Below are 24,156 nucleotides of genomic sequence, written 5' to 3' on the forward strand. Positions count from 1 at the left end.
CCCCGCTACGGTTAACTGTGCACACGAACGCCGACCAGATCGAAGCCGAGGCTCAGACGGAGCCCGCAGCGATGACTTTCTCCGACCTCGGGCTGAGCCAGCCCGTCCTCAAGGCACTGAAGGACATCGGCTACGAGACCCCCTCGGCGATCCAGGCGGCGACCATTCCGACGCTGCTCGGCGGCCGCGACGTCGTGGGCATGGCGCAGACCGGAACCGGCAAGACGGCCGCGTTCGCCCTGCCGATCATCGACCGCCTCGACCTCGGTCAGAAGACCCCGCAGGCGCTCGTGCTCGCACCCACGCGCGAGCTGGCGCTCCAGGTCTGCGAGGCGTTCGAGAAGTACTCGGCCCACCTGAAGGACGTGCACGTCCTCCCCGTCTACGGCGGACAGGGCTACGGCGTGCAGCTCTCGGCCCTCCGACGCGGCGTGCACATCGTCGTCGGAACCCCGGGTCGCATCATCGACCACCTCGAGAAGGGCACGCTCGACCTCTCCGCCCTGCAGTACCTCGTCCTGGACGAGGCCGACGAGATGCTCAAGATGGGCTTCGCGGAGGACGTCGAGACGATCCTCGCCGACACCCCGGACACCAAGCAGGTCGCGCTGTTCTCGGCGACCATGCCCGCCACGATCCGCCGCATGTCGCAGCAGTACCTGCACGACCCCGAAGAGATCACGATCAAGGCGAAGACGCAGACGTCCGCCAACATCTCGCAGCGCTACCTCGTCACCGCGTGGCAGCAGAAGATGGACGCCCTCACGCGCATCCTCGAGGTCGAGAACTTCGACGGCATGATCGTGTTCGGCCGCACGCGCTCGATCACCGAGGAGATCGCCGAGAAGCTCCGCGCCCGCGGGTACTCCGCCGCCGCGATCAACGGCGACATCGCCCAGCCGCAGCGAGAGAAGACGGTGAACCAGCTCAAGTCGGGCAAGCTCGACATTCTGGTGGCGACCGACGTGGCCGCCCGCGGCCTCGACGTCGAGCGCGTCTCGCACGTCGTCAATTACGACATTCCGACGGATGCCGAGTCCTACGTCCACCGGATCGGCCGCACCGGGCGCGCCGGGCGCTCGGGCGACGCGATCAGCTTCGTCACGCCGCGCGAGCGCGGGCTCGTCAAGATGATCGAGCGCGCCACGCGTCAGGAGCTCACCGAGATCCCGCTGCCGAGCGTCGACGAGGTCAACGTGACCCGCCTGTCTCGCTTCGACGACCGCATCACCGCGGCCCTCGGCGAGGCCGAGCGCATCGAGGCGTTCCGCGACATCGTGGCCCACTACGTGCGCAACCACGACGTGCCTGAGGCGGATGTGGCGGCGGCCCTCGCCGTCGTCGCACAGGGCGACACCCCGCTGCTCCTCGAGGCCGACCCCGAGCCGGCTCCGCGGCGCGAGCGCACCGAGCGGACCGACCGCGGCGACCGTCCCGCGTACGGCGACCGGGCCGACCGGCCCGAGCGCCGCACCCCGCGCGAAGGCTTCGCGACCTACCGCATCAACGTCGGCAAGCGTCAGCGGGTCGAGCCGCGCCAGATCGTCGGCGCGCTGGCGAACGAGGGTGGGCTGCGCCGCGACGACTTCGGCGCGATCAAGATCATGCCCGACTTCTCGCTCGTGGAGCTGCCGGCGAACCTCCCCGCCGGCGCTCTCGACCGGCTCGCCGACACCCGCATCTCGGGGCAGCTCATCGAGCTGCGTCCCGACAGCGGGCGCCCGCAGCGCCGGAAGGACGCCACGGGTGGTTCATACCGCGACAACCGCGGCTCCGGCGACCGGTATGGCGACCGCTCGCAGTCGCGCGGCTCGTACGGCGACGATCGTCCCGCGCGCAAGCCCCGGCACAAGCGCAGCGACGGCTGACCCGGCCGCCGCGCGGGCGGCGGGGCATCCGTCCCGGTGCGCGGGGAAGGTGGCACGACACGCCGCCACCGACGCGACGATCCGGCGCGTCGCGCCCCCTCGACGAGCCGGGGCGAGTCCGAGCACGCTCTGCGCGAACAATCCCCCGCCCGCCTCAGCCCGCTCCCAGCGGCCCCCGTAGGATCGATCCATGGCCGGATTCTGGGGCAGACGCAAGCGCGAGCAGGAAGAGCTGAACACGCAGGACGCCGATCTGGCGCGCCGAGCACAGCAGGCGCTGGTCGCGGCCGACGAGCGCATCCGCCTGACGACCGACGAGCTGGCGTTCGCGGACGCCGAGCTGGGCGCTGGCCCCACGCAGGAGCTTCGCGAGGCGCTCGCGTCGGTGCGAACGCACATGCAGGAGGCGTTCCACCTCCACCAGCTCAACCACGACGAGATCCCCGACACCCCCGAAGAGCTGCGCACCCGCAACGCGCGCATCGTGCAGCTGTGCGAGTGGGCCGAGGACCTCCTCGATGACCGCACCGAGGCGCTCGCGGCGCCGATCGAGCGGGCACGTCGCGCACCCGAGATCATCGCGAAGGTGCGGGCGGATGCTGCGCGCCTGCGCCTACGGCTCCCCGATGCCCGCTCGACCGTCGACCGGCTGGCCGTCCGCTACTCGTCGCACGCCCTCTCGCAGATCGACGCGAACCCGGCCGAGGCGGAGCAGCTGCTCGGCTTCGCCGAGCACAGCGCGGGCGTCGCGGAGCGCCGTCGTGAGGCCGGCCAGCGCGAGCAGGCGAACATGGCCCTCGAGGCATCCACCGAATCCGTGCGCCGCGCCGAGACGCTGATCGATGCGGTCGAGACCTTCGAGGTCGAGGCGCTGCGGGCCGAGTCCACGCTCGCCGCGATCGTCGAGGACTCCCGCGGCGACCTCGTCGTCGCGCTCAAGGAGCCGCACTCCCCCGCGGTCCAGACCGCGATCGAGGAGCTGCAGGCGGCGCTGGCCGCTCTTCCCGCCGCCGGCGTGAACACCGATCCCTTCGAGCAGCTCTCGCGGCTGCGCGAGGCCAACGCGGGACTGGATGCCGCGATCGCGGCCGCCCGCGATCGCGCCGCCCGTCCGATTCCGCCGCTCGAGCACGTGCGCCACGCCATCGACGACGCCGACCGCCAGCTCGCCGTCTCGCGCGACGTGATCGCCGGGCACCGCGGCTGGATCGGCGCAGACGCCCGCACGCGGTTCGCCGAGGCCGAGCGCGTGCGCCTCGACCTCGACCGCTACCTCGGCTCCTCCGCGGCGGCGGTCACCACGATCGACGAGGATCACCGCGAGCAGGCGTTCGCCATGGCCCGCCGTGCCGCGTTCCTCGCCAGCGAGGCTCTGCAGCTCGCGCAACGCGACATCGACGCCGCCCGTCCGCAGCCCGACCAGTGGGGCGGACCCGGCTACGGCCAGCAGGGGTGGGGCGGCGGTCGCCGAAGCGGCGGCAGCGACCTGATGGGCGGCATCCTCGGCGGCCTGGTGATCGGCAGCATCCTGGACGGCTTCATCGACTGAGCGTCCGGCCGCGGTCTCACCCCACTCTTCTCCCTTCACGCCCCGCCGAAACACGGGCAGGTCACGACGACGCGCCGGGTGGCAGCATCCATTCCCGGCGTTTTGCATCACGGACCCGTGTTTCGGCAACCACCACAAGTGCGGACAGCGGGGTCAGAGGCGGAGGACCTTCAGCCCGTCGGCCACGCCCAGGTCGACGGGGCGGATGCCGGGGCCAGGCCGCCACGACTCGGTGATGGTATACCGAACACCACTCTGAATCGTCGGGGTGGCGGCATCCGTCCCCTCGCAGACGCGCAAGGGGTGCGGCCGCCGCGGCAGCCGCACCCCTCGGAGTATGTGTCAGGACGCGAGCTCCTCCGGCTGCGCCATGGTGGTCAGCGAGATGACGCCGTAGTCCCAGCCCTTGCGGCGGTACACCACGCTCGGGTGGTCGGTGCGCGCGTCGATGAAGAGGAAGAAGTCGTGGCCGACCAGCTCCATGCGGTCGACAGCCTCTTCGACAGACATCCACTCGGGGTGGAACTCCTTCGTGCGGATCACGACGGGCGTGTAGCCCTCTTCCTCCTCATTGCCCGTGACGATCGGGATCTCACCGGTGGCGACGGCACGGAGCACGTCGACGGACGCCGGCTGCAGATCGATCCCCTGGAGCGCGCCGCTGCCCTTCTCGAACTTGGCGCCACGGGGGTGGTTGCGCGCGTCGACGCGCTTGTCCTTCGCGCGGCGCAGCTGTTCGCACAGCTTGTCGACCGCAAGGTCCAGTGCGGTGAACTTGTCGCCGTCGGTGGCCTCGGCCCGGATGACGGGGCCCTTGCCGTTGACGGTGAGCTCGACGGTCTCATCCTCCACACGGCCGTTGTGGTACGCGCGGTGTGTGACCTTGACGTCCACGCGTTGAGCGCGCGGGGCGAGGTTCTCGATGCGGAGGGCCTTCTCCTCGACGACACCGCGGAAGCGATCTGTGATGCCCACTCCCACGCCGACGATGCTGGTTTCCATCCTTGACCTCCTTGTTCCGGTCCGCCCGGCCAAGGGCGGACCATCAGTCGCCTTGTCATCCCCACGCTAGCCGCGCGTCCGGACTCTGTCACCTGTGAGTTTCGAATGCGTCAGGATGCCGTTCACCGGCCCGTGGGACGCTTCCGCGGAGTGGCCGCGACCGTGACCGCGGCCACTACGTCGGCACCCGCGGCGCGCAGCGCGCGGACCGCTTCGGCAAGGCTGGCGCCGGTGGTCGCGACGTCGTCGACGACCACGACGCGCAGCCCCGCGGCGTCCGCCGCAACCAGGCTGTCGGCGACGTTCCGCGCCCGGGCGTCGCGATCGAGACCTCGCTGGTCGGACGTCCGGCGGGCATGGCGCAGCAGCCGACGGGAACGGCGCCCGGTGCTCCGCACGAGCAGATCGGGGACGCGGTAGCCGCGCCGCCGGTAGGCCCGGCCAGACGTGGGCATCGGCACGGGCACGGCGTCCGCGGCACCTGCGCGGGCGAGGGCCGCGATCAGCGCGGGCGCGAGCGCGGTCGCCAAGCCGGTGCGCCCGCCCTCCTTGACCGCGCGCAGCACCCGCGCGGGGACCCCCTCGAAAGCGAGCCCGCTCCACACCGTGATGGCCCCGCCGGGCGCGTCCACGACCTGCGCACGGGGATCGGGGGCGAGGGCGAAGGCGCATCGCTCGCACAGGGCGACGTCGGGTTCGTCGCACCCCGCGCACGAGACGGGAAGAAGCAGCGCCAGCGCGTCCGCGCAGGCCTCGCGCACCGCGAGCACGATCTCCGACATCACCGCCCCAGCTTCCCGGGCGCAAGGCACGACCACGACGGTCACCGCCACGAACCGTGGACGGCTCGCTCGCGCACGTCGGTGTGGAGGAGCCGCTACTGCGGCGCGCCCTGCTGGGTCGCGAGGACCACGATGCCGGTCGCCGTGGGCTGCCAGCTCGTGCCGCGCTTGACGTAGAGGGTGCCGTCCTCGGCACGCAGGCGCAGACTCGAGATTCCCGTGCCGCCGGCGATCGCGGCCGTGCCCGAGGGAGCCGTCGAGGCGGCAGTCGGCGCGCCGACCACCTGCTCGATAACCGTCGAGTCGGTGTCGGCGCCGCTGGTGAGCACGCCGACCGAGACGTCGTCGATCCACGTGACGCCGATCCGCGTGACGCCGACGACGGCACCGCCCGCCACCGCGAGCTGAATCGGCTGGCCGATGCGAGCCGGCACGCCGTCCTCGCGCACCACACCCGCCACCGACACCACCGTGCGGCCGCCCGCGCTCACCACCGCGGCGAGGCGCGTGCCGTCGCGGGACAGCGCCATGCCGGCGATGGCCGTCGCCTCGCCCCACGCGTCGGCGACCTCGATCACATCCCCGGTGGGAAGATACGCGCGCAGCGCCGACGGGTCGTCTTGTGGGACGCTCCACACCACCCCGGACGGGTCGATCACCGGATCGACCAGCCCCGCACGGGTATCCAGCACCTCCGGCTCCGTCCCGGCCGAGTTCAGCCGCACGACCGCCCCCGAGGCGAGGCGGGCAGCCGCGAGGTCCCGCTCCGCCCCGACTTGCACGCTGACCGGCGAGGCGGCCTCCACCGCAGCCGAAAGGCCGGGGATCTTGTCGATCTCGTCTCCGGTGAGGAAGCCGAACCCGGCCTCGGTCAGCACCAGCGGTGCCACAGGCACGCGTGTCGAACGCACCGTGACGGGCTGCGCGTCGATCGGTGCGGACTCGACGGTCATGACGACCTCGGTCACTCCCGCGGCGCGCAGGCTCTCCTCGAGCTGCGTGAGCATCCGGTTGCGGGCGTCGCTGCTCGCCGCCAGCATCGCGTCGCCCTTGAGGGCCACATCGGAGACGCCTTCCTCCGCCGTGGGCACCACCGTCACCGCCGACACGCCGTCTGGGAAGGCGGACTGCACCGACTCCGCCAGCCACTCGCTCACCGGCTCGTTGACGAGGGCGTTGGCGATGCTCCGCGCCGCCTTGGCGACCGGGAACCAGCGAACGTCCGGGACGAGGAACTGCCACGAGAGGTCGAAGTACATCACCGGGTAGCGGTGGAACACCTGCGGGAACTGCGCCTCGTCGAGCCAGATGCCGTCAGGCGCCTCGGTGATGCGCCACTCGCCGTCCTCCTGCTGCTCCAGGCGGAATGTCCAGTTGCCCGGCGAGAGATCAGCGCGCTGGTATGCGCCCTTGTCGTCGACCGAGCCCACGACTTCCGAGGCGAAGTCGACCAGCCCTTCACCGGTCTCGACGTAGTCCCGCTCGGCACGCTCATCCACGATCACTTGGGCGTCGGGATTCCACGTGCCACGCAGGGACGGCGCGAGGAACTCCTGGGCGACGGCCCAGTTGCCCAGCACGCCGGGACCCGAGCCGGCGTCGATGAAGCCCTCCACGATCTGCTGCGGCGTCGCACCCGGCTGCGGCCGGTTCGGGATGAACGCCACGTTCTGCGAGCCGTTTCCGGTGTTGCCGTTCTCGAGCCCGTATTCGGGCGGCCCGCCCGTGGGGAAGCCGGCGCAGCCGGTCACGACGACCGCGCACAGGGCGATGATGAGGGCCAGGATGCCGCGTACCCAGGTCATGCGGATCCTCCTCGGGGCGCAGCATCCGTTCCCCTGCCGCCATTCGCACCGTCGGCGCGCGGCAGCTCGATCGGGGCGGTGAGGCCGAGGTCGTCGAGGACGGCGACGGCGTCATCGCCCGGTTCGACCGGGATCGGCGACTCCCCTGCGAGCGGCACCGCCTGCCGCGGGAGGGTGAGGACGAAGTTCGTGCCGCGGCCGACCTCGGACCAGACCGCCAGCTCGCCGCCGTGCAGCTTCGCGTCGCCCAGCGCGATGGACAGGCCGAGGCCCGTGCCGCCGATCGTCCGCTTGCGCGACGGGTCGGCGCGCCAGAACCGGTCGAAGACGTGCTCGACGTCCTCAGACGTCATTCCCATGCCGTAGTCGCGCACGCCGATCGCCACAGCCTGCTGATTGCTGTCGACGCTGACCACGATGGGACGCCCCTCGCCGTGCTCGATCGCGTTGCCGAGCAGGTTGCGCACCACGCGGCGCACGCGCCGCGGGTCCATGTCGACCGGGGAATACCCCCCAGGCGCCACGAGACGCACGTCCGTCCCGTGCTGCTCGGCGAGCTGCTGCATCGACCCGATCACGTCCTCGGCGAGGTGGGCGAGGCTCGTCGGCTCGAGTTCGAGCTGGACCGAGCCCGCGTCGTAGCGGCTGATCTCGAGCAGGTCCGCGAGCAGCGTCTCGAACCGCTGCACCTGGGCGTTGAGCAGCTCGGCTGCGCGCGCGGTGGCGGGGTCGAAGTCGTCCCGCTGGTCGTTGATCATGTCGGCGGCGAGGCGGATCGTCGTCATCGGCGTGCGCAGCTCGTGCGACACGTCGGAGACGAAGCGCTGCTGCACGAGCGAGAGATCGGCGAGCTCCTTGATCTGCGACTCCATGCTGTCGGCCATCGCGTTGAACGAGCGGCCGAGCGTCGCCAGCTCGTCCTCGCCGCGCACTTCGAGGCGCACGTCCAGACGACCCGCCGCGAGCTTCGCACTGGTGTCGGCGGCCTCGCTGATGGGGGTGGTGACGGAGCGCAGGACGAACCAGGCGATGCCGCTGATGAGCAGGACGAGGCCGATGCCGACCACCCACAGCGTCCGCTGCACGAACGTGAGCGTCTCGGGCGCATTGGCGAGGTCGTAGGCCAGGTACAGCTCGTACGACGCCACACTTTCGATGGTGAGCTGCTGACCCACCAGGATTCCCGGGACCGTGGAGGCGTCACCGTCGGGAAGCGCGACGGGCTGCCAGATCTGCTGGTCGGGGTTGGTGCGGACGAGCGCCCGCATCGGGATGGTGAGCAGCTCGTTCATCACCTCCTCGTTCGTGCTGAAGTCCTGCGGAGCGTTGGGCACGAGGGGCCCGATCCGGTAGGCGCCGACGATCACGGCCGACGACTGGTCGCGCAGCGCGGTGAACGCGAGGGTCATGACGTTCTGCAGCTGGATGGAGTCGTTCTGCACCGAGGCGTCGAGGGTCCGCTGCGCCGCGGCGCGCGCCTGCTCGGCGTCCATCAGCACCTGGTCCTTGCGCGAGGCGAACAGATCGTTCTGGATCGCGAGGGCCATCCACACGCACGCGACCACGACGGCGAGCGCGGTGAGGCCGATCGTGACCAGGATCGTGCGGAACCTCAGTGAGCGACGCCAGAGCCCCGCGATGTCCCCCGGCCACGCGCGCCAGAGCCGCCACCAGCGGATGCGGGCGCGCGCCGGCGTCACGGCCGTGATCGGCGCGGTCATGGCGGCCTAGACGACGGCGCCGGCGCGGTATCCGACGCCGCGCACCGTCGTCACGATCTTGGGATTGTCGGGGTCCTTCTCGACCTTCGCCCGCAGCCGCTGCACGTGGACGTTCACCAGACGGGTGTCGGCCTTGTAGTGGTAGCCCCACACCTGCTCGAGCAGCATCTCGCGCGAGAACACCTGCTGGGGCTTGGATGCCAGGGCGACGAGCAGCTCGAATTCGAGGGGAGTCAGCGCGATGGGCCCGTCGCCGCGACGCACCTCGTGCGCCGCCACGTCGACCGTGAGGTCGCCGATCCGGAGCGAGTCGTTCGCCGGCTGGCTCGCGGGCCGCAGCCGCGTGCGGATGCGGGCGACCAGCTCCTTGGGATTGAAGGGCTTGACGATGTAGTCGTCGGCGCCCGACTCCAGACCCTTCACGACATCGGCCGTGTCGGTGCGCGCGGTGAGCATGATGATCGGGACGCCGGATTCGGCGCGGATGCGGGTGCAGATCTCGATGCCGTCCATGCCCGGCAGCATCAGGTCGAGGAGGATGAGATCGGGTCGCTCGGTGCGCCACGCCTCGACGGCCTCGGCGCCGTCAGCGCAGAAGGCCGTCTCGAATCCCTCCGTGCGCAGCACGATCCCGATCATCTCGGCAAGGGCGGTGTCATCGTCGACCACCAGGATGCGTGAAGTCATCGCGCGCGTTCGTTCCTTCTGTCCAGGCGCAGAGGACGACGTGCGCGTCCCCGTGCGCTTCCCAAAGAGTAGTCGACCAGGGCTGTGGACCGGCCGAAGCTCGCCCGAACGGATGCCGAGAGCCTCATCCACACGGCGGCTGCGGCATCCGCCCGATGTGGAACGATAGGGGCAAGCGCCGTCCGGAGGGCGCGGCCGATGCGCCGCACGACCCGCGACGCGCCGCCGACCGAGAGGGGAATCGTGTCCGCATACCCGGCCTGGACGCCGGCGTCACGCCCCGGGATCATCCCGCTGCACCCGCTGTCGTTCGGCACGATCCTGGGCCGCTCGTTCTCGGCGCTGCGGCAGAACCCGCGCGTGCTGCTGGGCTTCGCGCTCGTCGTGCAGACGCTCGCGTACATCGTGGTGCTCGGCGGCGTGCTCGCGGTCGGCTGGGCGTCGTTCTCGCGCCTCGACACCCTGCGGCCGGGCACCGAGGAGTACGACACGGTGATGGCGGGGTCGATCGCCCTCACCGCCGTCGCCGGGATCGTGCTCTCGCTCGCCGCGGGCGCGCTCAGCGTCATCGTGCAGGGCATCGTGGTCGTCGAGGTGACGCACGCCGCCGTGGCCGAGAAGCTCACCCTCGGCGCCCTCTGGCGCCAGGTCAGGCCCATCGCGTGGCGCCTGATCGGCTATTCGCTGCTCGTCGTCCTGGCGATCGTCGCGCTGGTCGCGGTGGTCGTGCTCGCGATCGTCGGCATCGCGATCGCGGCGCCGCCGGCGGCGATCGTGCTGACGATCCTGGTCATCCTCGCCTCGATCCCCCTCACATGGTGGCTCATGATCAAGCTGCTGCTGGTGCCGGCGGCCATCATCGTCGAGCACGCCACGATCGTCCAGGCGCTGTCGCGCTCGTGGACCCTCACGCGCCGTCGCTTCTGGCCCGCCCTCGGCATCATCATCGTGATCAGCGTCATCTTCGCCGCCGTCGCGCAGGTGGTGAGCCTCCCGATGAGCTTCCTCTCGATGGGGCTGACGACGATCATCGCGCCGACGGGCGATCCCGAGCCGACCGCCATCATCGGCTTCATCGCCGCAACCCTGCTGACCCAGGTGCTCACGCTGCTGCTGCAGTCGGTCGCCGTCGTCGTGCAGTCCACCGCGACCGCGCTCATCTACATCGACTGCCGCATGCGCCGCGAGGGGCTCGACCTCGACCTGCTCGCGTACGTGGAGCGACGGGATGCCGGAGCCACCGCCCTCGCCGACCCCTATCGCGAGCACATCGGGCGCGAGATCGCGCCGCGCGGCATTCCGGGGGCGTACCCGGTACCCGGTTACGCGCCGTACCCGTCCGCCTACCCGATGCCGGGACACCCGCCGGCGCCGGCCGGCGCGGTGTGCTCCGCGCAGGCGCAGCCGGGCTATGGGCCGCCGGCCGGGTACGCACCGCAACCCGGGTACGGAGCACAGCCGGCGTACGGGCCCCCGCCCGGATACTGGGCTCCGGCGCAGTCGGGTCAGGGCGTACCGCCCGCGCACGGCACCCCCGCGCCGCAGGGGTACTCAACGCCCCCGCCCGCGTCCGGCGCCCAGCCGTCCGCGCATGGCGCCCCGACGCCCGGCCCCGCCGCCCCCGCGCCCGCGCAGCGGCCCGCCGCCCCTCCGGCCGCAGACCCCGCATCCCCGCCGCCCGCGGACTCGCAGTCCCCCACCCGCTGGACCGCGCCCGGCGCCGCGCCCGACGGCGCCGACCGCGGGTCGCCGTGGGCGTGACTCCGGCCGCTCTCCGCGCCTTCGCGCGCGCTCTCGACGCCATCCCGCCCTTCACGCCGGACGGGGACGAAGCGCGGCGGTGGGCGGAGCAGGAGCTTTCGGACCCCGCCTACGACATCGCCGAGCCGACGCCGTTCGACCGCATCGCGCGCGCGGTGGGCGACTTCATCATGTCGCTGCTCAATCCGGACCTGTCAGGCGGCTGGGGCTCCACGTTCGCGCTGGTCGCGGCGATCGTGGTCGCCGTCGTCATCGTCGCGGCGTTCCTGCTGTGGGGCGTGCCGCGGGTGACCCGCCGCGCCGCGCCGCGGACACCGCTGCTGTTCGGCGAGGCCGAGCACCGCTCCGCCGCCGATCTGCGCGCGGCCGCGGGCGAGCGCGCCCGCGCCTTCGACTGGGACGCCGCCATCGTGCTGCGGTTCCGCGCCCTCGCGCGGGGCTGCCTCGAACGCGGCGTCGTCGACCCGCCTCCGGGCGCCACCGTGCATGCGTTCGCGCGAGCCGCAGGCGCCGCCTTCCCCGCGCTCGAACCCCGGCTCGAAGCCGCAGCGACCGCCTTCGACGACGTCCGGTATCTCCGCCGTCCGGGCACAGAAGAGCTCTACCGCCTCGTCGAATCCGCCGATGACGCCGTCGCCTCCGCTCGCCCCGTCGTGCGCGAGGAGGTCTCCGCGTGAGCATGACGGCCGCCACCCCGCCCCAGACATCGACGCAGGATGCTGCGCCCCGGCGCGGCCGGCGGATCGCGGCGTGGGTCGCGATCGGGCTCGCCCTGCTCGTGATCGGGGGGATCGGCGGTGCGATGTCGGCGGCGAACCAGTGGGCGCAGCGCGATGCGCTCGACCCGGACTCGACCGGCCCCGCGGGCACCCGCGCCCTCGCCGAGATCCTGCGCGACCACGGCGTCGAGGTGCGGGTCGCGCGCGACCGGGCGTCGGCGACCGAGGCTCTCGGCACCGGACCCGCCACCCTCGTGCTGCCCGACGCGCCGGCGCTCTCGGACGACGCCCTCGCCGACCTCGCCGCCCGCGCGACCGACGTCGTGCTCGTGGAACCCCGCGCCCGCACGCTCAACCTGCTGCTCACGGGCTCCGCCCCCGCCGGGGTCGCGCCTGACACCGCGATCGAGCCCGGCTGCGACATCGAGGACGCGGTCCGCGCCGGCGCCGTCGCGCCGGGCGCCGTCTACAGCGGGAGCGACGGCTGCTACCCCGTCGACGATGCCTTCGGGCTCCTCGTCGACGGGGCGGACGGCGGCCGCGTCTTCGCGGTGGACGCCCGCCCGCTCTTCACCAACGAGCACCTCGCCGAGAACGGCAACGCCGCGCTCGCAGCCAACCTCATGGGGCGGCATCCGCTCGTCGTCTGGTACGTGCCGAGTCCCGCCGACACCGACCTCGCAGACACGAACCCCTCCCTCGGCGACCTCACGCCGCCCTGGGTGAGCGCGGTCGTCGTGCTGCTCCTCCTCGCCGGCATCGCGGCGGGCGTGTGGCGCGGCCGAAGGTTCGGTCCCCTCGTCGCGGAGCGGCTGCCGGTGACGGTGCGCGCGTCCGAGACGACCGAGGGCCGTGCGCGCCTCTACGCGCGCGCGGGCGATCCTCTGCACGCCGCGGACCGGCTGCGGATCGGCTCACTCCGCCGCATCGCCGCACTTCTCGGGCTCGCCGGCAACGCCGCGGCCCCTGAGATCGCCGATGCCGCCGCGGGCCGCGCCGGGCTCGACCGACGGACGGTGCGCGGCATCCTGATAGACGACATCCCCCGCGGCGACGCCGACCTCGTCGCCTTGAGCACACGCCTGAGAGATCTCGAGGACGCCGTCCGCACGGCCGTCCGCCCCGAAAGGAATCCCCGATGACGGACACGCCCGCCACCGCCAACGCCCAGGCGCCGGCCGCGCCGGACAGCGCGCCCCTCGACGACGCCGCGCTGCGCGAGGCGATGAACCGTGTGCGCCTCGAGGTCGGCAAGGCCGTCGTCGGGCAGGACGGCACCGTGACGGGCCTGTTGATCGCGCTGCTCTCGCGCGGCCACGTGCTGCTCGAAGGCGTTCCGGGAGTCGCCAAGACCCTCCTCGTGCGGGCCTTCTCGTCGGCGCTCGGCCTCGACACCAAGCGCATCCAGTTCACGCCCGACCTCATGCCCGGAGACGTGTCGGGCTCGCTCGTGTACGACGCGAAGACGGGCGAGTTCGAGTTCCGTGAGGGACCTGTCTTCACGAACGTCGTGCTCGCCGACGAGATCAACCGCACGCCGCCCAAGACGCAGGCGGCCCTGCTCGAGGCGATGGAGGAGCGCCAGGTCTCGACCGACGGCGTGACCCGGCCGCTTCCCGACCCCTTCCTCGTCGCAGCGACGCAGAACCCCATCGAGCACGAGGGCACGTACACGCTGCCCGAAGCGCAGCTGGACCGGTTCCTCCTCAAGCTCATCGTCGAGGTGCCGGCGCGGGATGCCGAGCTCGCCGTGCTCCGCCGCCACGCGAGCGGCTTCGACCCGCGCGACCTCGCGGGCGCAGGGCTGCGCCGTGCGGCCACTGCCGATGAGATCCGCGCGGCGCAGCGGGCGGCAGCATCCGTCACCGTCTCGGACGATGTGCTCGGCTACGTCGTGGATCTCGCGCAGGCCACGCGCCGGAGCCCCTCGGTGCAGCTCGGGGTGAGCCCGCGCGCGGCGACCGCTCTGCTCGCGGCGTCGAAGGCGTGGGCGTGGCTCGGCGGCTACCCCGCGATCACTCCCGACCACGTGCAGACGATGCTGCTGCCCACGTGGCGCCACCGCATCCGGCTGCGCCCCGACGCCGAGCTCGAGGGCGTGTCGGTCGACGCCGTGCTGGGCTCGGTCCTGCAGCAGACCCGCGTCCCGATCTGACGCGCATGTACGTCACCGGTCGTCTGCCGCTGCTCCTCGCCGCCGGAGCGCTGCCCGTCGTGCTGCTCTCGGCGGCGGGCGTCGACGCGTGGCTCGCGTGCGCGGGGTGGGTGCTGCTGTGCCTGGCCGCGACGTTCGGCGACGCGGCGGCGGCACCGGATCCGCGCCGGATCACCGTGACGCGAACGATGCCCAAGCGCGTCCTCCTCGGGCAGCCCGTGATCGCCGAGCTGGTGCTGCGCAACGGCGGCGAGCGCACACTGCGCGGCCGTGTCCGCGACGCGTGGCAGCCCACCGCAGGCGCACCGGCGGAACGCGCCGCCGTCGCGATCCCGCCCGGCGAGGCCCGTACCATCGCCGTCCCGCTGCTCCCCCGGCGTCGCGGCGAACTGCGCTCACGTTTCGTCGTCGTGCGCTCCGACGGCCCGCTGCGCCTCGCCGGGCGCCAGGCCCGTATCGACCAGCTCGGTGCGCTGCGCGTGCTGCCGCCCTTCACCGCCCGCCGCCACCTGCCCTCGCGGCTCGCCCGCCTGCGCGAGCTCGACGGCAACACGAGCGTGCAGGTGCGCGGCCAGGGCACCGAGTTCGACTCGCTGCGCGAGTACGTGCGCGGCGACGACGTGCGCTCGATCGACTGGCGCGCGACGGCCCGCGCGAGCACGACGATGCTGCGCACGTGGCGCCCCGAGCGCGACCGGCACGTCGTGATCGTGATCGACACCGGACGCACGGCCGCCGCACGGGTCGGCGACGGCGTGCGGATGGATGCCGCGATGGAGGCGGCGCTGCTGCTCTCCGCGCTCGCCACCCGGGCCGGCGACCACGTGCACCTGCTGATGTTCGACCGGGCGATCCGCGCCCGCGTCACGCGCGTGGACGGGCCCGGACTGCTGCCGGCCCTTGTCGACGCGATGGCTTCCGTGGAGCCGCAGCTGATCGACACCGACTGGGATGCCGCGTTCGCGCAGGTGCGCGCGCTCACCTCCCGCCCGTCGCTGGTCGTGCTCCTCACCGCTCAGGACGCCGCCGAGGCGGCGCGCGGGTTCCTCGGGTCGCTCCCTGCACTCGCCCGCGGCGCGCACGTGCTGGTCGGCACCGTCACCGACGAGCAGGATCCCCTCCCCGAACGCCCCGATGCCACCGACGTCTACCGCGCGGCCGCGATCGAACAGAGCGCCCACGACGCCGCGGTCGTCGCCGCCGCGATCGGCCGGGCCGGCGGTGAGGCGATCGCCGCGACCCCCGAGGACCTTCCGCCGCGGATCGCCGACCGCTACCTCGCTCTGAAGGCGGCCGGTCGTCTCTGACGGCTCGGCTCGGCTCGGGTCGGGGTTTGGGGCGCGCCGCGAACGTTCGGGGCGCGCGCCGCGCGCCCCGAACGTTGCTCACGCGCCCCAAACCATCGAGATGCAGCAGGCGGGGGAACTCGAACGCGAGGGGCACCTCGGGCCGCGGCATCCGCTCCCGGGAACAGTCGGGAACGAACGCCTGAACATCTGACGAAACTCAGTGAGGTCGGGCGTCATCCGCGGACACTCGCGAGCGGTTCCTGGGAAACCGCTGAACATGCCGCTAGCCTCGCGGCGAGGAAAGGAGTCCGCCATGTCGGATACCACCATCCCGCCCACCACGGTGAACAGGCTCGTCGCGGAGGCTCTGGGAACGTTTCTGCTCGTCTTCGGCGGTGTGGGCGCGGCGCTGTTCGCGGCCAACTTCCCGGCCGGGGATGAGGGCAATCCGCTGGGCATCGCCTTCGTCGGCGTCGCCCTCGCGTTCGGCCTGACCGTCGTCGCGGGCGCCTACGCATGGGGTCCGATCTCGGGTGGCCACTTCAACCCCGCCATCACGCTCGGGCTCGCCGCCGCGGGCCGCTTCGAATGGAAGAACACGATCGGCTACATCATCGCGCAGGTGATCGGCGGCGCCCTCGGCACGACGCTCATCGTGCTGATCGGCATCTTCGGCACCGACAACTGGCTCGCCAATGCCCAGGACGCCGGCTTCGCATCGAACGGGTACGGCACCGGCGACTTCGGGTCGCCCGGTGGCTTCGAGCTCGGCGCGGCGATCATCGCAGAGGTGCTGCTGACGGCGATCTTCGTGCTCATCATCCTGGGCGTCACGCACTCTACGCGCGGTACCGCGGCGCTCGCGCCCCTCGCGATCGGCCTCACACTGACCCTCATCCACCTGATCTCGATCCCGATCGACAACACATCGGTGAACCCGGCCCGTTCCATCGCCGCGGCGATCTACGGCGGCCCCGGTCCGCTGTCGCAGCTGTGGGTGTTCATCGTGTTCCCGATCATCGGCGGCCTCATCGCCGGCGTCCTGCACCGCGCGCTCTTCGAGCCCAAGGGCACGCTGCCCCCGGTGCAGGCCGAAGCGCGCGTCCCGTAAGGCCCACACCGGCGAACGAGAGCGGCCCGCCCCCTTCCGGGGACGGGCCGCTCTCCGCGTCTGCGCAGGTGTCAGACGAGGTCGAACCGGTCGAGCTCGGTGACCTTGCCCCAGGCCTTGACGAAGTCGCGCACGAACTTCTCGTTCGCGTCGTCCGAGGCGTACACCTCGGCGACGGCGCGCAGCTCCGAGTTCGACGAGAACAGCAGGTCGACGCGGGTGCCGATGCCCACCGGCGCGCCCGATCCGTCCTTCACGCCGGCGAACGCGTGCGCACCGGGGTCGAGCGGCTTCCAGGTGGTGCCGAGGTCGAGCAGGTTCACGAAGAAGTCGTTCGTGAGCACGCCCTTGCGATCGGTGAAGACGCCGTACTCCGAGTCGTCCCAATTGGCACCGAGCACCCGCAGGCCGCCGACGAGCACCGTCAGCTCCGGCGCGCTCAGGGTGAGCAGGTTCGCACGGTCGATGAGGTGGTGCTCCTCGGGCATGAACGCCTGCGGCCCGTAGTAGTTGCGGAATCCGTCGGTGGTCGGCTCGAGGAATGCGAACGACGTGACGTCGGTCTGCTCCTGCGAGGCGTCGGTGCGGCCCGGGTGGAAGACCACCTCGGCGTCGACACCGGCATCCTTCGCCGCCTTCTCGACCGCCGCGTTGCCGGCGAGCACGATGAGGTCGGCCAGCGACACCTTCTTGCCGTCGGTGCGGCCGTCGTTGAACGAGGCCTGGATCTGCTCGAGCTTCGCGAGCACCGTGGCGAGCTGGGCGGGCTTGTTGACCGGCCAGTCCTTCTGCGGCGCGAGGCGGATGCGGGCGCCGTTGACGCCGCCGCGCTTGTCGCTGCCGCGGAACGAGGATGCCGCCGCCCACGTGGTCTCGACGAGCTGCGACACGCTCAGGCCGCTGTCGAGGATCTGCGCCTTGAGCGCCGCCGCGTCAGCCGCGTCGATGAGCTCGTGGTCGACGGCGGGCACGCGGTCCTGCCACAGCAGCTCCTCGGTGGGGACCTCGGCGCCCAGGTAGCGCTCGATCGGACCCATGTCACGGTGGGTGAGCTTGAACCAGGCGCGGGCGAACGCGTCGGCGAAGGCCTCGGGGTCGTCCTTGAACTTCCGCGAGATCGCGTCGTACGCGGGGTCGGTGCGCAGGGCGAGGTCGCTCGTCAGCATGCGGGGCTCGCGACGGCCGTTCGAGTGGGCCATCGGCACCATGTCGGCGCCGCCGCCGTTGATCGGGCGCCACTGGTGGCCGCCGCCCGGGCTGCGCATCAGCTCCCACTCGTAGGCGTAGAGGATGTGGAAGAACTCGTTGTCCCAGCGGGTCGGGTGGTACGTCCACGTGACCTCGAGGCCCGACGTGATCGTGTCGTCGCCGTGACCGGTGCCGTGGTTGTTCTTCCAGCCCAGGCCCTGCTGCTCGAGGCCGGCGGCCTCGGGGTTGTGCTCGATGTTGGTGTCGGGCGCGGCGCCGTGGGTCTTGCCGAACGTGTGGCCACCGGCGATGAGCGCGACGGTCTCCTCGTCGTCCATCGCCATGCGGCCGAACGTCTCGCGGATGTCGCGGGCGGACTTCAGCGGGTCGGGCTCGCCGTTGGGGCCTTCGGGGTTGACGTAGATGAGGCCCATCTGCACGGCTGCGAGCGGCTTCTCGAGCTCACGGTCGCCCGAGTAGCGCTCGTCGTCCAGCCAGGTGGTCTCGGGACCCCAGTACACGTCGGCGTCCGGCTCCCAGACGTCGGCGCGGCCACCCGCGTAGCCGAACGTCCTGAAGCCCATCGATTCGAGCGCCACATTGCCGGCGAGGATCATGAGGTCGGCCCACGACAGCGACTGGCCGTACTTCTTCTTGACCGGCCACAGGAGGCGACGCGCCTTGTCGAGGTTGACGTTGTCGGGCCAGCTGTTCAGCGGCGCGAAGCGCTGCTGACCGGCGCCGCCCCCGCCGCGACCGTCGGTCACGCGGTACGTGCCGGCACTGTGCCACGCCATGCGGATCATGAGGGGGCCGTAGTTGCCGAAGTCGGCGGGCCACCAGTCCTGCGAGGTGGTCAGCGTCTCGGCGATGTCGGCCTTGACAGCGGCGAGGTCGAGCGACTCGAAAGCCGCCTTGTAGTCGAAGTCCTCACCCAGCGGGTTGGCGACCGCAGGGTTCTTGGCGAGGATCTTGAGGTTCAGCTGGTTCGGCCACCAGACGCTGTTGGCGTTTCCGGTGGTCGGGTGAGGCTGACCGCCGTGGATGACGGGGCAGCCCTCGGACTCGTTCGGGCGCGGCCGGGTCTCGCCGTCCTCGCGCTCGTCGACCGGGGTGTCGATCGGGGTGACCGCCTGATCGGCGTCGGTGGGGTTCTCACCGATCTCCGGGATGGTGTCGTTCTTGTCGGTCATGGCTTCCTTCCAATCGGGGTGGGCTGAGGAATCGGACTAGATCAGGGGCGCAGCGCCGGAGACGGCCGGATCCCCGGCGATCGATGCGGCGTTCGCGCACGCGGGGCAGACGCCCCAGAAGGTCACCTCGGCCACCTGCACGGCGTAGCCGTGCGCGTCGGCCGGCGTCAGGCACGGTGCTGCGCCGACGACGCAGTCGACGTCTTCTACGGCGCCGCACTGCGAGCAGATGAGGTGGTGGTGGTTGTCGTCGACCCGCAGCTCGAAGAGGCCAGGGCGTCCCGCGGGCTCGATGCGACGTGCGAGGCCAGCGTCGACGAAGTCGCCGAGGGCGTTGTACACCGACTGCAGGCTCGTGGCGGGGAGCGTCCGGGCGACGACGGCGAACAGCTCGTCGGCGCTGGCGTGAGGACGCTCGACGAGCGCCTCGACGACGGCGCGCCGGGAATCCGTCACCCGCAGTCCCGCGGCACGCAGGCGCGCCGCCGTGTCGACGGGGTGCGCGTCGACGCTGGTGTGCGGGGTCATACCCCGAGCCTAGCGTTGTTTTGAGTAATTCAAAACAGTGATATGCAGCATCCGTCCCGCGAACTCATCCGGCGACGAGGGTCGGCGTGCCGGCCTCGTACTCGGTGAGATCTCCGGTCTCGCCCAGCCGGTGCGCGCGACCCCCGACGACGAGCATGTACAGGAGGAACAGGGCGAGCGCCGCCGCGCCGATGCCGATCTTGACCGGCCACGGCCACGGCTGCGCCGTCACGAAACCCTCGATGGCCCCCGAGACGCCGAGTGCGATCACCAGCCCGATCGCGATCGTCGCGAGGGAGCGGCCCGCCGCGGCGAGGGCTTCGCCGCGCGAGCGTGGACCGGGAGCCACCCATGCCCAGAAGATCTGCAGACCCGCGGCGCCTGCCACGAAGATGCAGGTGAGCTCGAGCAGCCCGTGCGGGAGGATGTACAGCACGAACACGTCGCCACGGTCGAACGCCGCCATCACCGCGGCCGCGGTTCCCACGCCGACGGCGTTCTGCACGAGCACCATGATCGGCCAGATGCCGGTGATGCCGAACAGCACGCATTGCGCCGCGATCCATCCGTTGTTCGTCCACACCGTCCCGGCGAACACGGCCGCGGGGTTCTCGCTGTAGTAGTCGGTGAACTGGTTCTCGGCGTACTGCTCGAGCTGCGCCCGGCTGCCCAGGCTCGCGATCAGCGCAGGGTCGCCCGATACCCACAGCGCGACGACGACCATCACGATGACGAACCCGATCGCGATCGCGAGCGTCGTCCAGCGCACGCGGTACAGCGCCGCCGGCAGCTGCAGCGCGAAGAAGCGAGGGATCTGCCGCATCACGTTCTCGGGCGCACCCGTCAGCCGCAGCCGGGCGCGACCCAGCATCGTCGAGACGTGATCTCCTTGAATGCTGCGACCGGCGGACGTCTTCGCGTCGGCGAGGTCAGCGGAGGCCGCGCGATAGCGCGTGACGAGCTCGTCCACCTCGGCGCCCGAGAGGCGGCGGGCGCGGCTGAGCTCGTCGAGCCGCGCCCATTCCTCGCGCCGAGCGGCGGTCAGCGCGTCGAGGTCCATGCGCTTTACTGTAGCCATGCCCGCCGAGCACCCCGCGATCGTCGACATCCACCAGGACGAGGTGCTCACCGGCGAGGCCGTCGCACTCGATGTGCAGCCGCTCGGGTTCTTCATGCGCGCGCTCGGGGTGATCATCGACATGATCCTCGGCGTCGCCGTGTTCCTGCTGCTGGTGTGGGGCATCACCTGGCTTGCGGGCATCGGCGCCGTGGACGAGGCGGTCATGCCGATCCTTACGATCGTGCTGCTCGTACTGGTCATGGTCGTGATCCCGACCGTCGTCGAAACCACCACCCACGGCCGCAGCCTCGGCAAGCTCGCCGTGGGCGGGCGCATCGTGCGCACCGACGGCGGAGCCTCGGGCTTCCGTCACGCGTTCATCCGCGCTCTGGTCGGCGTCTTCGAACTGTGGTTCACCGTCGGAGCCGTCGCCGCGCTCGTCGGCGCCTTCACCCCTCGCTCGCAGCGCCTCGGCGACCTGCTCGCCGGCACCTACTCCGAGCGCACGCGCACACCGCGCCTGCCCGGCCCACAGCTGGGAATCCCCCCGGTGCTCGCGGAGTGGGCCGCGGTCGCGGATGTCGCACGACTCCCCGAGCGCCTCTCGCGGCGCCTGGCTCAGTTCGCCAGGTCGGCGCCGAGCATGGAGCCCACCGCACGCGCGCGGGTCGCGGCATCCCTCGCCCGCGAAGCCGCCGAGCACGTCTCTCCCGTCCCGTCCGTCGACCCGGAGACGTTCCTCATCGGAGTCGTCACCGTGCGCCGGGAGCGCGAGCTGCGGGCGCTGCGGCTGGAGACCGCACGCGCGGACGCACTGGCGGGCCCGGTGTCGGCCCCGCCGCGCGGATTCCCCGACCGCTGAGTCCGCCCGGGCCGGTGTCTCCTGCGGGTTATCCTGGACCCAGCTCGACGCAGTAGGCGGCCGAGCAAGGCGCAGCGGGGAGGCCTCGCGCAGACTGAAAGGTTCATCGGCACGCGCGATGGCGACACCGCACACACAGACCGTCTCCGCACCGACTCCTGATGCGCCGCGCACTCCGACCCTGCGGATCTGGCTCGTCTCGTTCGTCCTGTTCTCGCTGCTTTCGAGTCTGTGGGCGCTCGCGAGCCCGATCTTCTCGGTGCCCGATGAGAATGCGCACGCTGTGAAGGCGATCGGGCAGCTGCAGGGCCAGATGTTCGGACGCACGGTGGAGGGAGTGCGCCACCTCGTCGTGGACCTCGCCCCCGAGGACCAGTACACGCAGGACCTGCTGTGCTACGCGACGCACCCCGAGATCCCGGCCTCTTGCGACGCCGAGCTCGGCGACCCGAACGGCCAGTCGTGGTTCAACACCTGGGTGGGCACCTACAACCCGCTGTACTACTACATCGTCGGGTGGCCGACCGTGTTCCTGGATGGCAACGCCGGGGTCTACGCCATGCGTCTGGTGAGCGCGCTTGTGGGGTCGGCGTTCCTGGCGAGCTCCTTCGTCTTCGCTGTTGCGGGGCGCCGCTCCAGATGGATGCCGCTGGGGGTCGCATTCGCGGCGGTGCCGATGAATCTGTACCTGATGGGAGCGGTCAATCCGAACGGGCTCGAGATCGCGGCATCCGTCGCCTTGTGGGTGGGTGTGCTGAGACTGTTCGAGACCTTCGACCGCGAGCGCGCAGACGGGGCTCCGCTGCACCGTGCGCCACTGTGGGCGCTGGTCACGGCATCGGCGATCGTGGTCGCCAACGTGCGCGCCCTCGGCCCGCTGTGGATCATCGTGATCGCCGCGATCGCCGCGCTCACCGCCGGGTGGAGGCCCGTACGCCGACTGTTCACCACCCGCGCGAACTGGGGGTGGCTCGCGGCGATCGCGGCGGGCGCCGTGTTCTCCGTCGCGTGGACACTGGGCGGCGGCTCGTTGTCAGGTCAGGCTCTGCCGGGCGATGCGCCTCTGGTCGGAGCGAGCCTGCTCCGCGGCGCTGCCTACATGGTTCGCACGACGCCGGACTTCCTCCAACAGGCGGCGGGATGGTTCGGCTGGTTCGACACCGTGCTGCCCACGTGGGCGTACTGGCCGCTCGTGGCGGCTGTCGCGGTGCCCGTGACACTCGCTCTGAGCGCTCTGCGGCGCAGAAGCACGATCGTGATGGCCGTGGTGCTCGTCGCTGCCTTCCTCGTGCCCGTGGTCGTGCAGGCGCGCAGCGTCGCGCAGACAGGGATCATCTGGCAGGGACGCTATGGCCTGTTCCTGTATCTCGGCGTACTGATCGTCGCGGCGTGGCTGCTCTCCGGTCGTGACGGGCGGCGCATCGCGCACCTGTCGGTGCGGATCACCGCGATCGTCGCGACGCTCGTCGCGGCGTTCGGACTGTACGCGTTCTGGTTGGCCCTCGTCCGCTACGTCGTGGGCATGGAGCAGCCGCTCAGCGCGATGTGGCGAGATCCGCAATGGCAGCCGCCGCTCGGCTGGCCCGCCCTCACGCTCCTGTTCACGGCGGCATCCGCGGCGTACATCGTCTTCGTGGTGTGGCTCGCGCGGGGCGCCGCGCGGCGCGATCCCGACCCGCAACCCGCGCAGCCCGCTCCCGAGGCAGAGCGCGTCGATGCCCGCGACTGAGCCGAGGATCGCGATCGCGTACGACTGCTTCTTTCCGCTGCAGACCGGAGGCGGCGAGCGCGTCTACCGCCGGATGGCCGAGTTGCTCGTCGATCGCGGCGCGCACGTCACGTACGTGACCCGCTCGGAGTGGGGAACGGATGCCGCGCCTCATGTGCCGTTCGACCTGCACGGCGTCTGGCGGGGCGAGATCTACGACGCGAACGGCACCCGCACGACCTCGAGCGCGGTGGCTTTCGCGTTCGGGCTGTTCCGGCACTTCGTGCGCCGGCGCAACGCGTACGACGCGGTCGTGGTCGCGGCGCTGCCGGTGCTGAACGTCTTCGCGGTTCGCCTTGCACTGCTCGGCAGTGGCACGCGCCTGGTCGTGGACTGGCTCGAGATATGGTCCGCGCGCAAGTGGCGGGCGTACGCGGGCCGGGTCACAGGCACGATCGCGTGGGTGCTCCAGTCACTCGCGGTCCGGGTCGGCGATGTCGCCACCGTCAACAGTGGATTCACCCGGGATCGGCTGCGGGTGTACCGACCCAAGGCACGGCCGATCGTCCTGGGGCTGGTCGACCTGGTGGGGTCGGAGCCTGAAGCCTCGGTCGTTCCGTCCGAGCCGCCCACGCTGCTGTTCGTGGGCCGCCACATCCCTGACAAGCGGCTCGACGCGCTTCCGGGTGCCCTCGCGCACGCGCGGCGGGAACTCCCCGAGCTCGTCGCGCAGATCGCAGGGCGAGGTCCCGAGACGGACCGCGTCCGTGCGGCCGCGGCCGCGGCGGGCGTCGCCCACGTCATCGAGTTCGTGGGCCGCGTCGACGACGACGATCTGCGTCGCCGGTATCGCGCAGCCGCCGCGCTCGTGAACCCGTCCGCCCGCGAGGGCTTCGGGCTCGTCGTCCCTGAGGCGGCCGCGGCCGCGACCCCGAGCGTCGTCGTCGCGGGGGACGACAACGCGGCCGTCGAGCTCGTCGAGCCGGGCGTCAACGGCGCGATCGCGACGGACGTGTCGGCTGCCGCGCTCGGCGAGGCCATCGTGCGCGTGGTGAGCGCGGGAGCGGCGTTGCGCGCATCGACACTGGCGTGGTTCGAGCGCGAGCGTGTCGAGCGCGGGCTCGGCCGCTCGGTCGACGAGTTGCTGCGGCGACTCGGATACTGACGC

The 24,156-nt window shown here is 71.7% G+C and carries 19 protein-coding genes; 11 read left to right on the top strand and 8 right to left on the bottom strand.

Annotated elements, in window-relative coordinates:
- The first annotated feature begins 71 nt into the window (after positions 1-71).
- Both MRBLWH7_RS07905 and MRBLWH7_RS07910 read left to right on the top strand, forming a co-directional pair.
- The gene (locus tag MRBLWH7_RS07905; protein ID WP_342000867.1) at positions 72-1,868 is read left to right on the top strand and encodes a DEAD/DEAH box helicase; all 1,797 of its coding nucleotides are present in this window, start codon (positions 72-74) and stop codon (positions 1,866-1,868) included.
- Positions 1,869-2,058: 190 nt separating this feature from the next.
- Positions 2,059-3,417 carry a hypothetical protein gene (locus MRBLWH7_RS07910; protein ID WP_342000869.1) on the top strand — a complete coding sequence of 453 codons (1,359 nt, stop codon included), beginning with the start codon at positions 2,059-2,061 and terminating at the stop codon, positions 3,415-3,417.
- Positions 3,418-3,759: 342 nt separating this feature from the next.
- Here the strand turns inward: MRBLWH7_RS07910 and raiA are convergent, their stop codons facing one another.
- From raiA to mtrA, 5 genes are all read right to left on the bottom strand, one after another.
- Entirely contained in the window at positions 3,760-4,419 is a 660-nt protein-coding gene (raiA, locus tag MRBLWH7_RS07915) for a ribosome-associated translation inhibitor RaiA (protein ID WP_342000871.1), read from the bottom strand.
- 122 nt (positions 4,420-4,541) lie between these two features.
- On the bottom strand, positions 4,542-5,201 hold the full coding sequence (locus tag MRBLWH7_RS07920; RefSeq protein ID WP_342000873.1) for a phosphoribosyltransferase family protein: 660 nt from the start codon (positions 5,199-5,201) through the stop codon (positions 4,542-4,544).
- 95 nt (positions 5,202-5,296) lie between these two features.
- On the bottom strand, positions 5,297-7,006 hold the full coding sequence (locus tag MRBLWH7_RS07925) for an LpqB family beta-propeller domain-containing protein (RefSeq protein ID WP_342000875.1): 1,710 nt from the start codon (positions 7,004-7,006) through the stop codon (positions 5,297-5,299).
- Positions 7,003-8,727, bottom strand: coding sequence for an MtrAB system histidine kinase MtrB (mtrB, locus tag MRBLWH7_RS07930; protein WP_342000877.1), 1,725 nt, complete (start codon positions 8,725-8,727; stop codon positions 7,003-7,005). Before mtrB ends, MRBLWH7_RS07925 begins: the two co-directional genes overlap by 4 nt.
- Positions 8,728-8,733: 6 nt before the next feature.
- Positions 8,734-9,414 (bottom strand): MtrAB system response regulator MtrA, encoded by a 681-nt coding sequence (gene mtrA / locus MRBLWH7_RS07935; RefSeq protein ID WP_342000879.1) that lies wholly within the window; start codon positions 9,412-9,414, stop codon positions 8,734-8,736.
- Positions 9,415-9,612: 198 nt separating this feature from the next.
- Between mtrA and MRBLWH7_RS07940 the strand changes: the two genes are divergently transcribed.
- The 6 genes from MRBLWH7_RS07940 (at position 9,613) to aqpZ (ending at position 16,449) form a co-directional block, all read left to right on the top strand.
- Positions 9,613-11,175 (top strand): glycerophosphoryl diester phosphodiesterase membrane domain-containing protein, encoded by a 1,563-nt coding sequence (locus tag MRBLWH7_RS07940; RefSeq protein WP_342000882.1) that lies wholly within the window; start codon positions 9,613-9,615, stop codon positions 11,173-11,175.
- On the top strand, positions 11,166-11,852 hold the full coding sequence (locus MRBLWH7_RS07945; RefSeq protein WP_342000883.1) for a DUF4129 domain-containing protein: 687 nt from the start codon (positions 11,166-11,168) through the stop codon (positions 11,850-11,852). Before MRBLWH7_RS07940 ends, MRBLWH7_RS07945 begins: the two co-directional genes overlap by 10 nt.
- A gap of 2 nt (positions 11,853-11,854) precedes the next feature.
- Positions 11,855-13,036 carry a DUF4350 domain-containing protein gene (locus MRBLWH7_RS07950; protein ID WP_342001967.1) on the top strand — a complete coding sequence of 394 codons (1,182 nt, stop codon included), beginning with the start codon at positions 11,855-11,857 and terminating at the stop codon, positions 13,034-13,036.
- A gap of 83 nt (positions 13,037-13,119) precedes the next feature.
- Positions 13,120-14,049, top strand: a complete 930-nt coding sequence (locus MRBLWH7_RS07955) for a MoxR family ATPase (RefSeq protein WP_342001969.1) — start codon at positions 13,120-13,122, stop codon at positions 14,047-14,049.
- A gap of 5 nt (positions 14,050-14,054) precedes the next feature.
- Complete coding sequence (locus MRBLWH7_RS07960) at positions 14,055-15,356, top strand: DUF58 domain-containing protein (protein ID WP_342000884.1); 1,302 nt, start codon at positions 14,055-14,057, stop codon at positions 15,354-15,356.
- 295 nt (positions 15,357-15,651) lie between these two features.
- A complete protein-coding gene (gene aqpZ, locus MRBLWH7_RS07965; RefSeq protein ID WP_342000885.1) occupies positions 15,652-16,449 on the top strand; it encodes an aquaporin Z in 798 nt (265 codons plus the stop codon).
- 71 nt (positions 16,450-16,520) lie between these two features.
- Here aqpZ and katG read toward each other — a convergent pair whose 3' ends face one another.
- The 3 genes from katG to MRBLWH7_RS07980 form a co-directional block, all read right to left on the bottom strand.
- Complete coding sequence (gene katG / locus MRBLWH7_RS07970; protein WP_342000887.1) at positions 16,521-18,830, bottom strand: catalase/peroxidase HPI; 2,310 nt, start codon at positions 18,828-18,830, stop codon at positions 16,521-16,523.
- Between the two features lie 36 nt (positions 18,831-18,866).
- Complete coding sequence (locus MRBLWH7_RS07975; RefSeq protein ID WP_342000889.1) at positions 18,867-19,358, bottom strand: Fur family transcriptional regulator; 492 nt, start codon at positions 19,356-19,358, stop codon at positions 18,867-18,869.
- A gap of 64 nt (positions 19,359-19,422) precedes the next feature.
- Positions 19,423-20,418, bottom strand: a complete 996-nt coding sequence (locus MRBLWH7_RS07980; RefSeq protein WP_342000891.1) for a stage II sporulation protein M — start codon at positions 20,416-20,418, stop codon at positions 19,423-19,425.
- 16 nt (positions 20,419-20,434) lie between these two features.
- Between MRBLWH7_RS07980 and MRBLWH7_RS07985 the strand changes: the two genes are divergently transcribed.
- The 3 genes from MRBLWH7_RS07985 (at position 20,435) to MRBLWH7_RS07995 (ending at position 24,153) form a co-directional block, all read left to right on the top strand.
- Positions 20,435-21,280 (top strand): RDD family protein, encoded by an 846-nt coding sequence (locus MRBLWH7_RS07985; RefSeq protein ID WP_342000892.1) that lies wholly within the window; start codon positions 20,435-20,437, stop codon positions 21,278-21,280.
- Positions 21,281-21,398: 118 nt separating this feature from the next.
- Positions 21,399-23,009 carry a DUF2142 domain-containing protein gene (locus tag MRBLWH7_RS07990; RefSeq protein WP_342000894.1) on the top strand — a complete coding sequence of 537 codons (1,611 nt, stop codon included), beginning with the start codon at positions 21,399-21,401 and terminating at the stop codon, positions 23,007-23,009.
- Positions 22,996-24,153: a glycosyltransferase family 4 protein gene (locus tag MRBLWH7_RS07995; RefSeq protein WP_342000896.1), complete on the top strand. Its 1,158-nt coding sequence runs from the start codon at positions 22,996-22,998 to the stop codon at positions 24,151-24,153. Before MRBLWH7_RS07990 ends, MRBLWH7_RS07995 begins: the two co-directional genes overlap by 14 nt.
- The last annotated feature ends 3 nt before the right edge of the window (positions 24,154-24,156 follow it).

It is taken from the genome of Microbacterium sp. LWH7-1.2 (assembly GCF_038397755.1).
Taxonomy (GTDB): Bacteria; Actinomycetota; Actinomycetes; order Actinomycetales; family Microbacteriaceae; genus Microbacterium.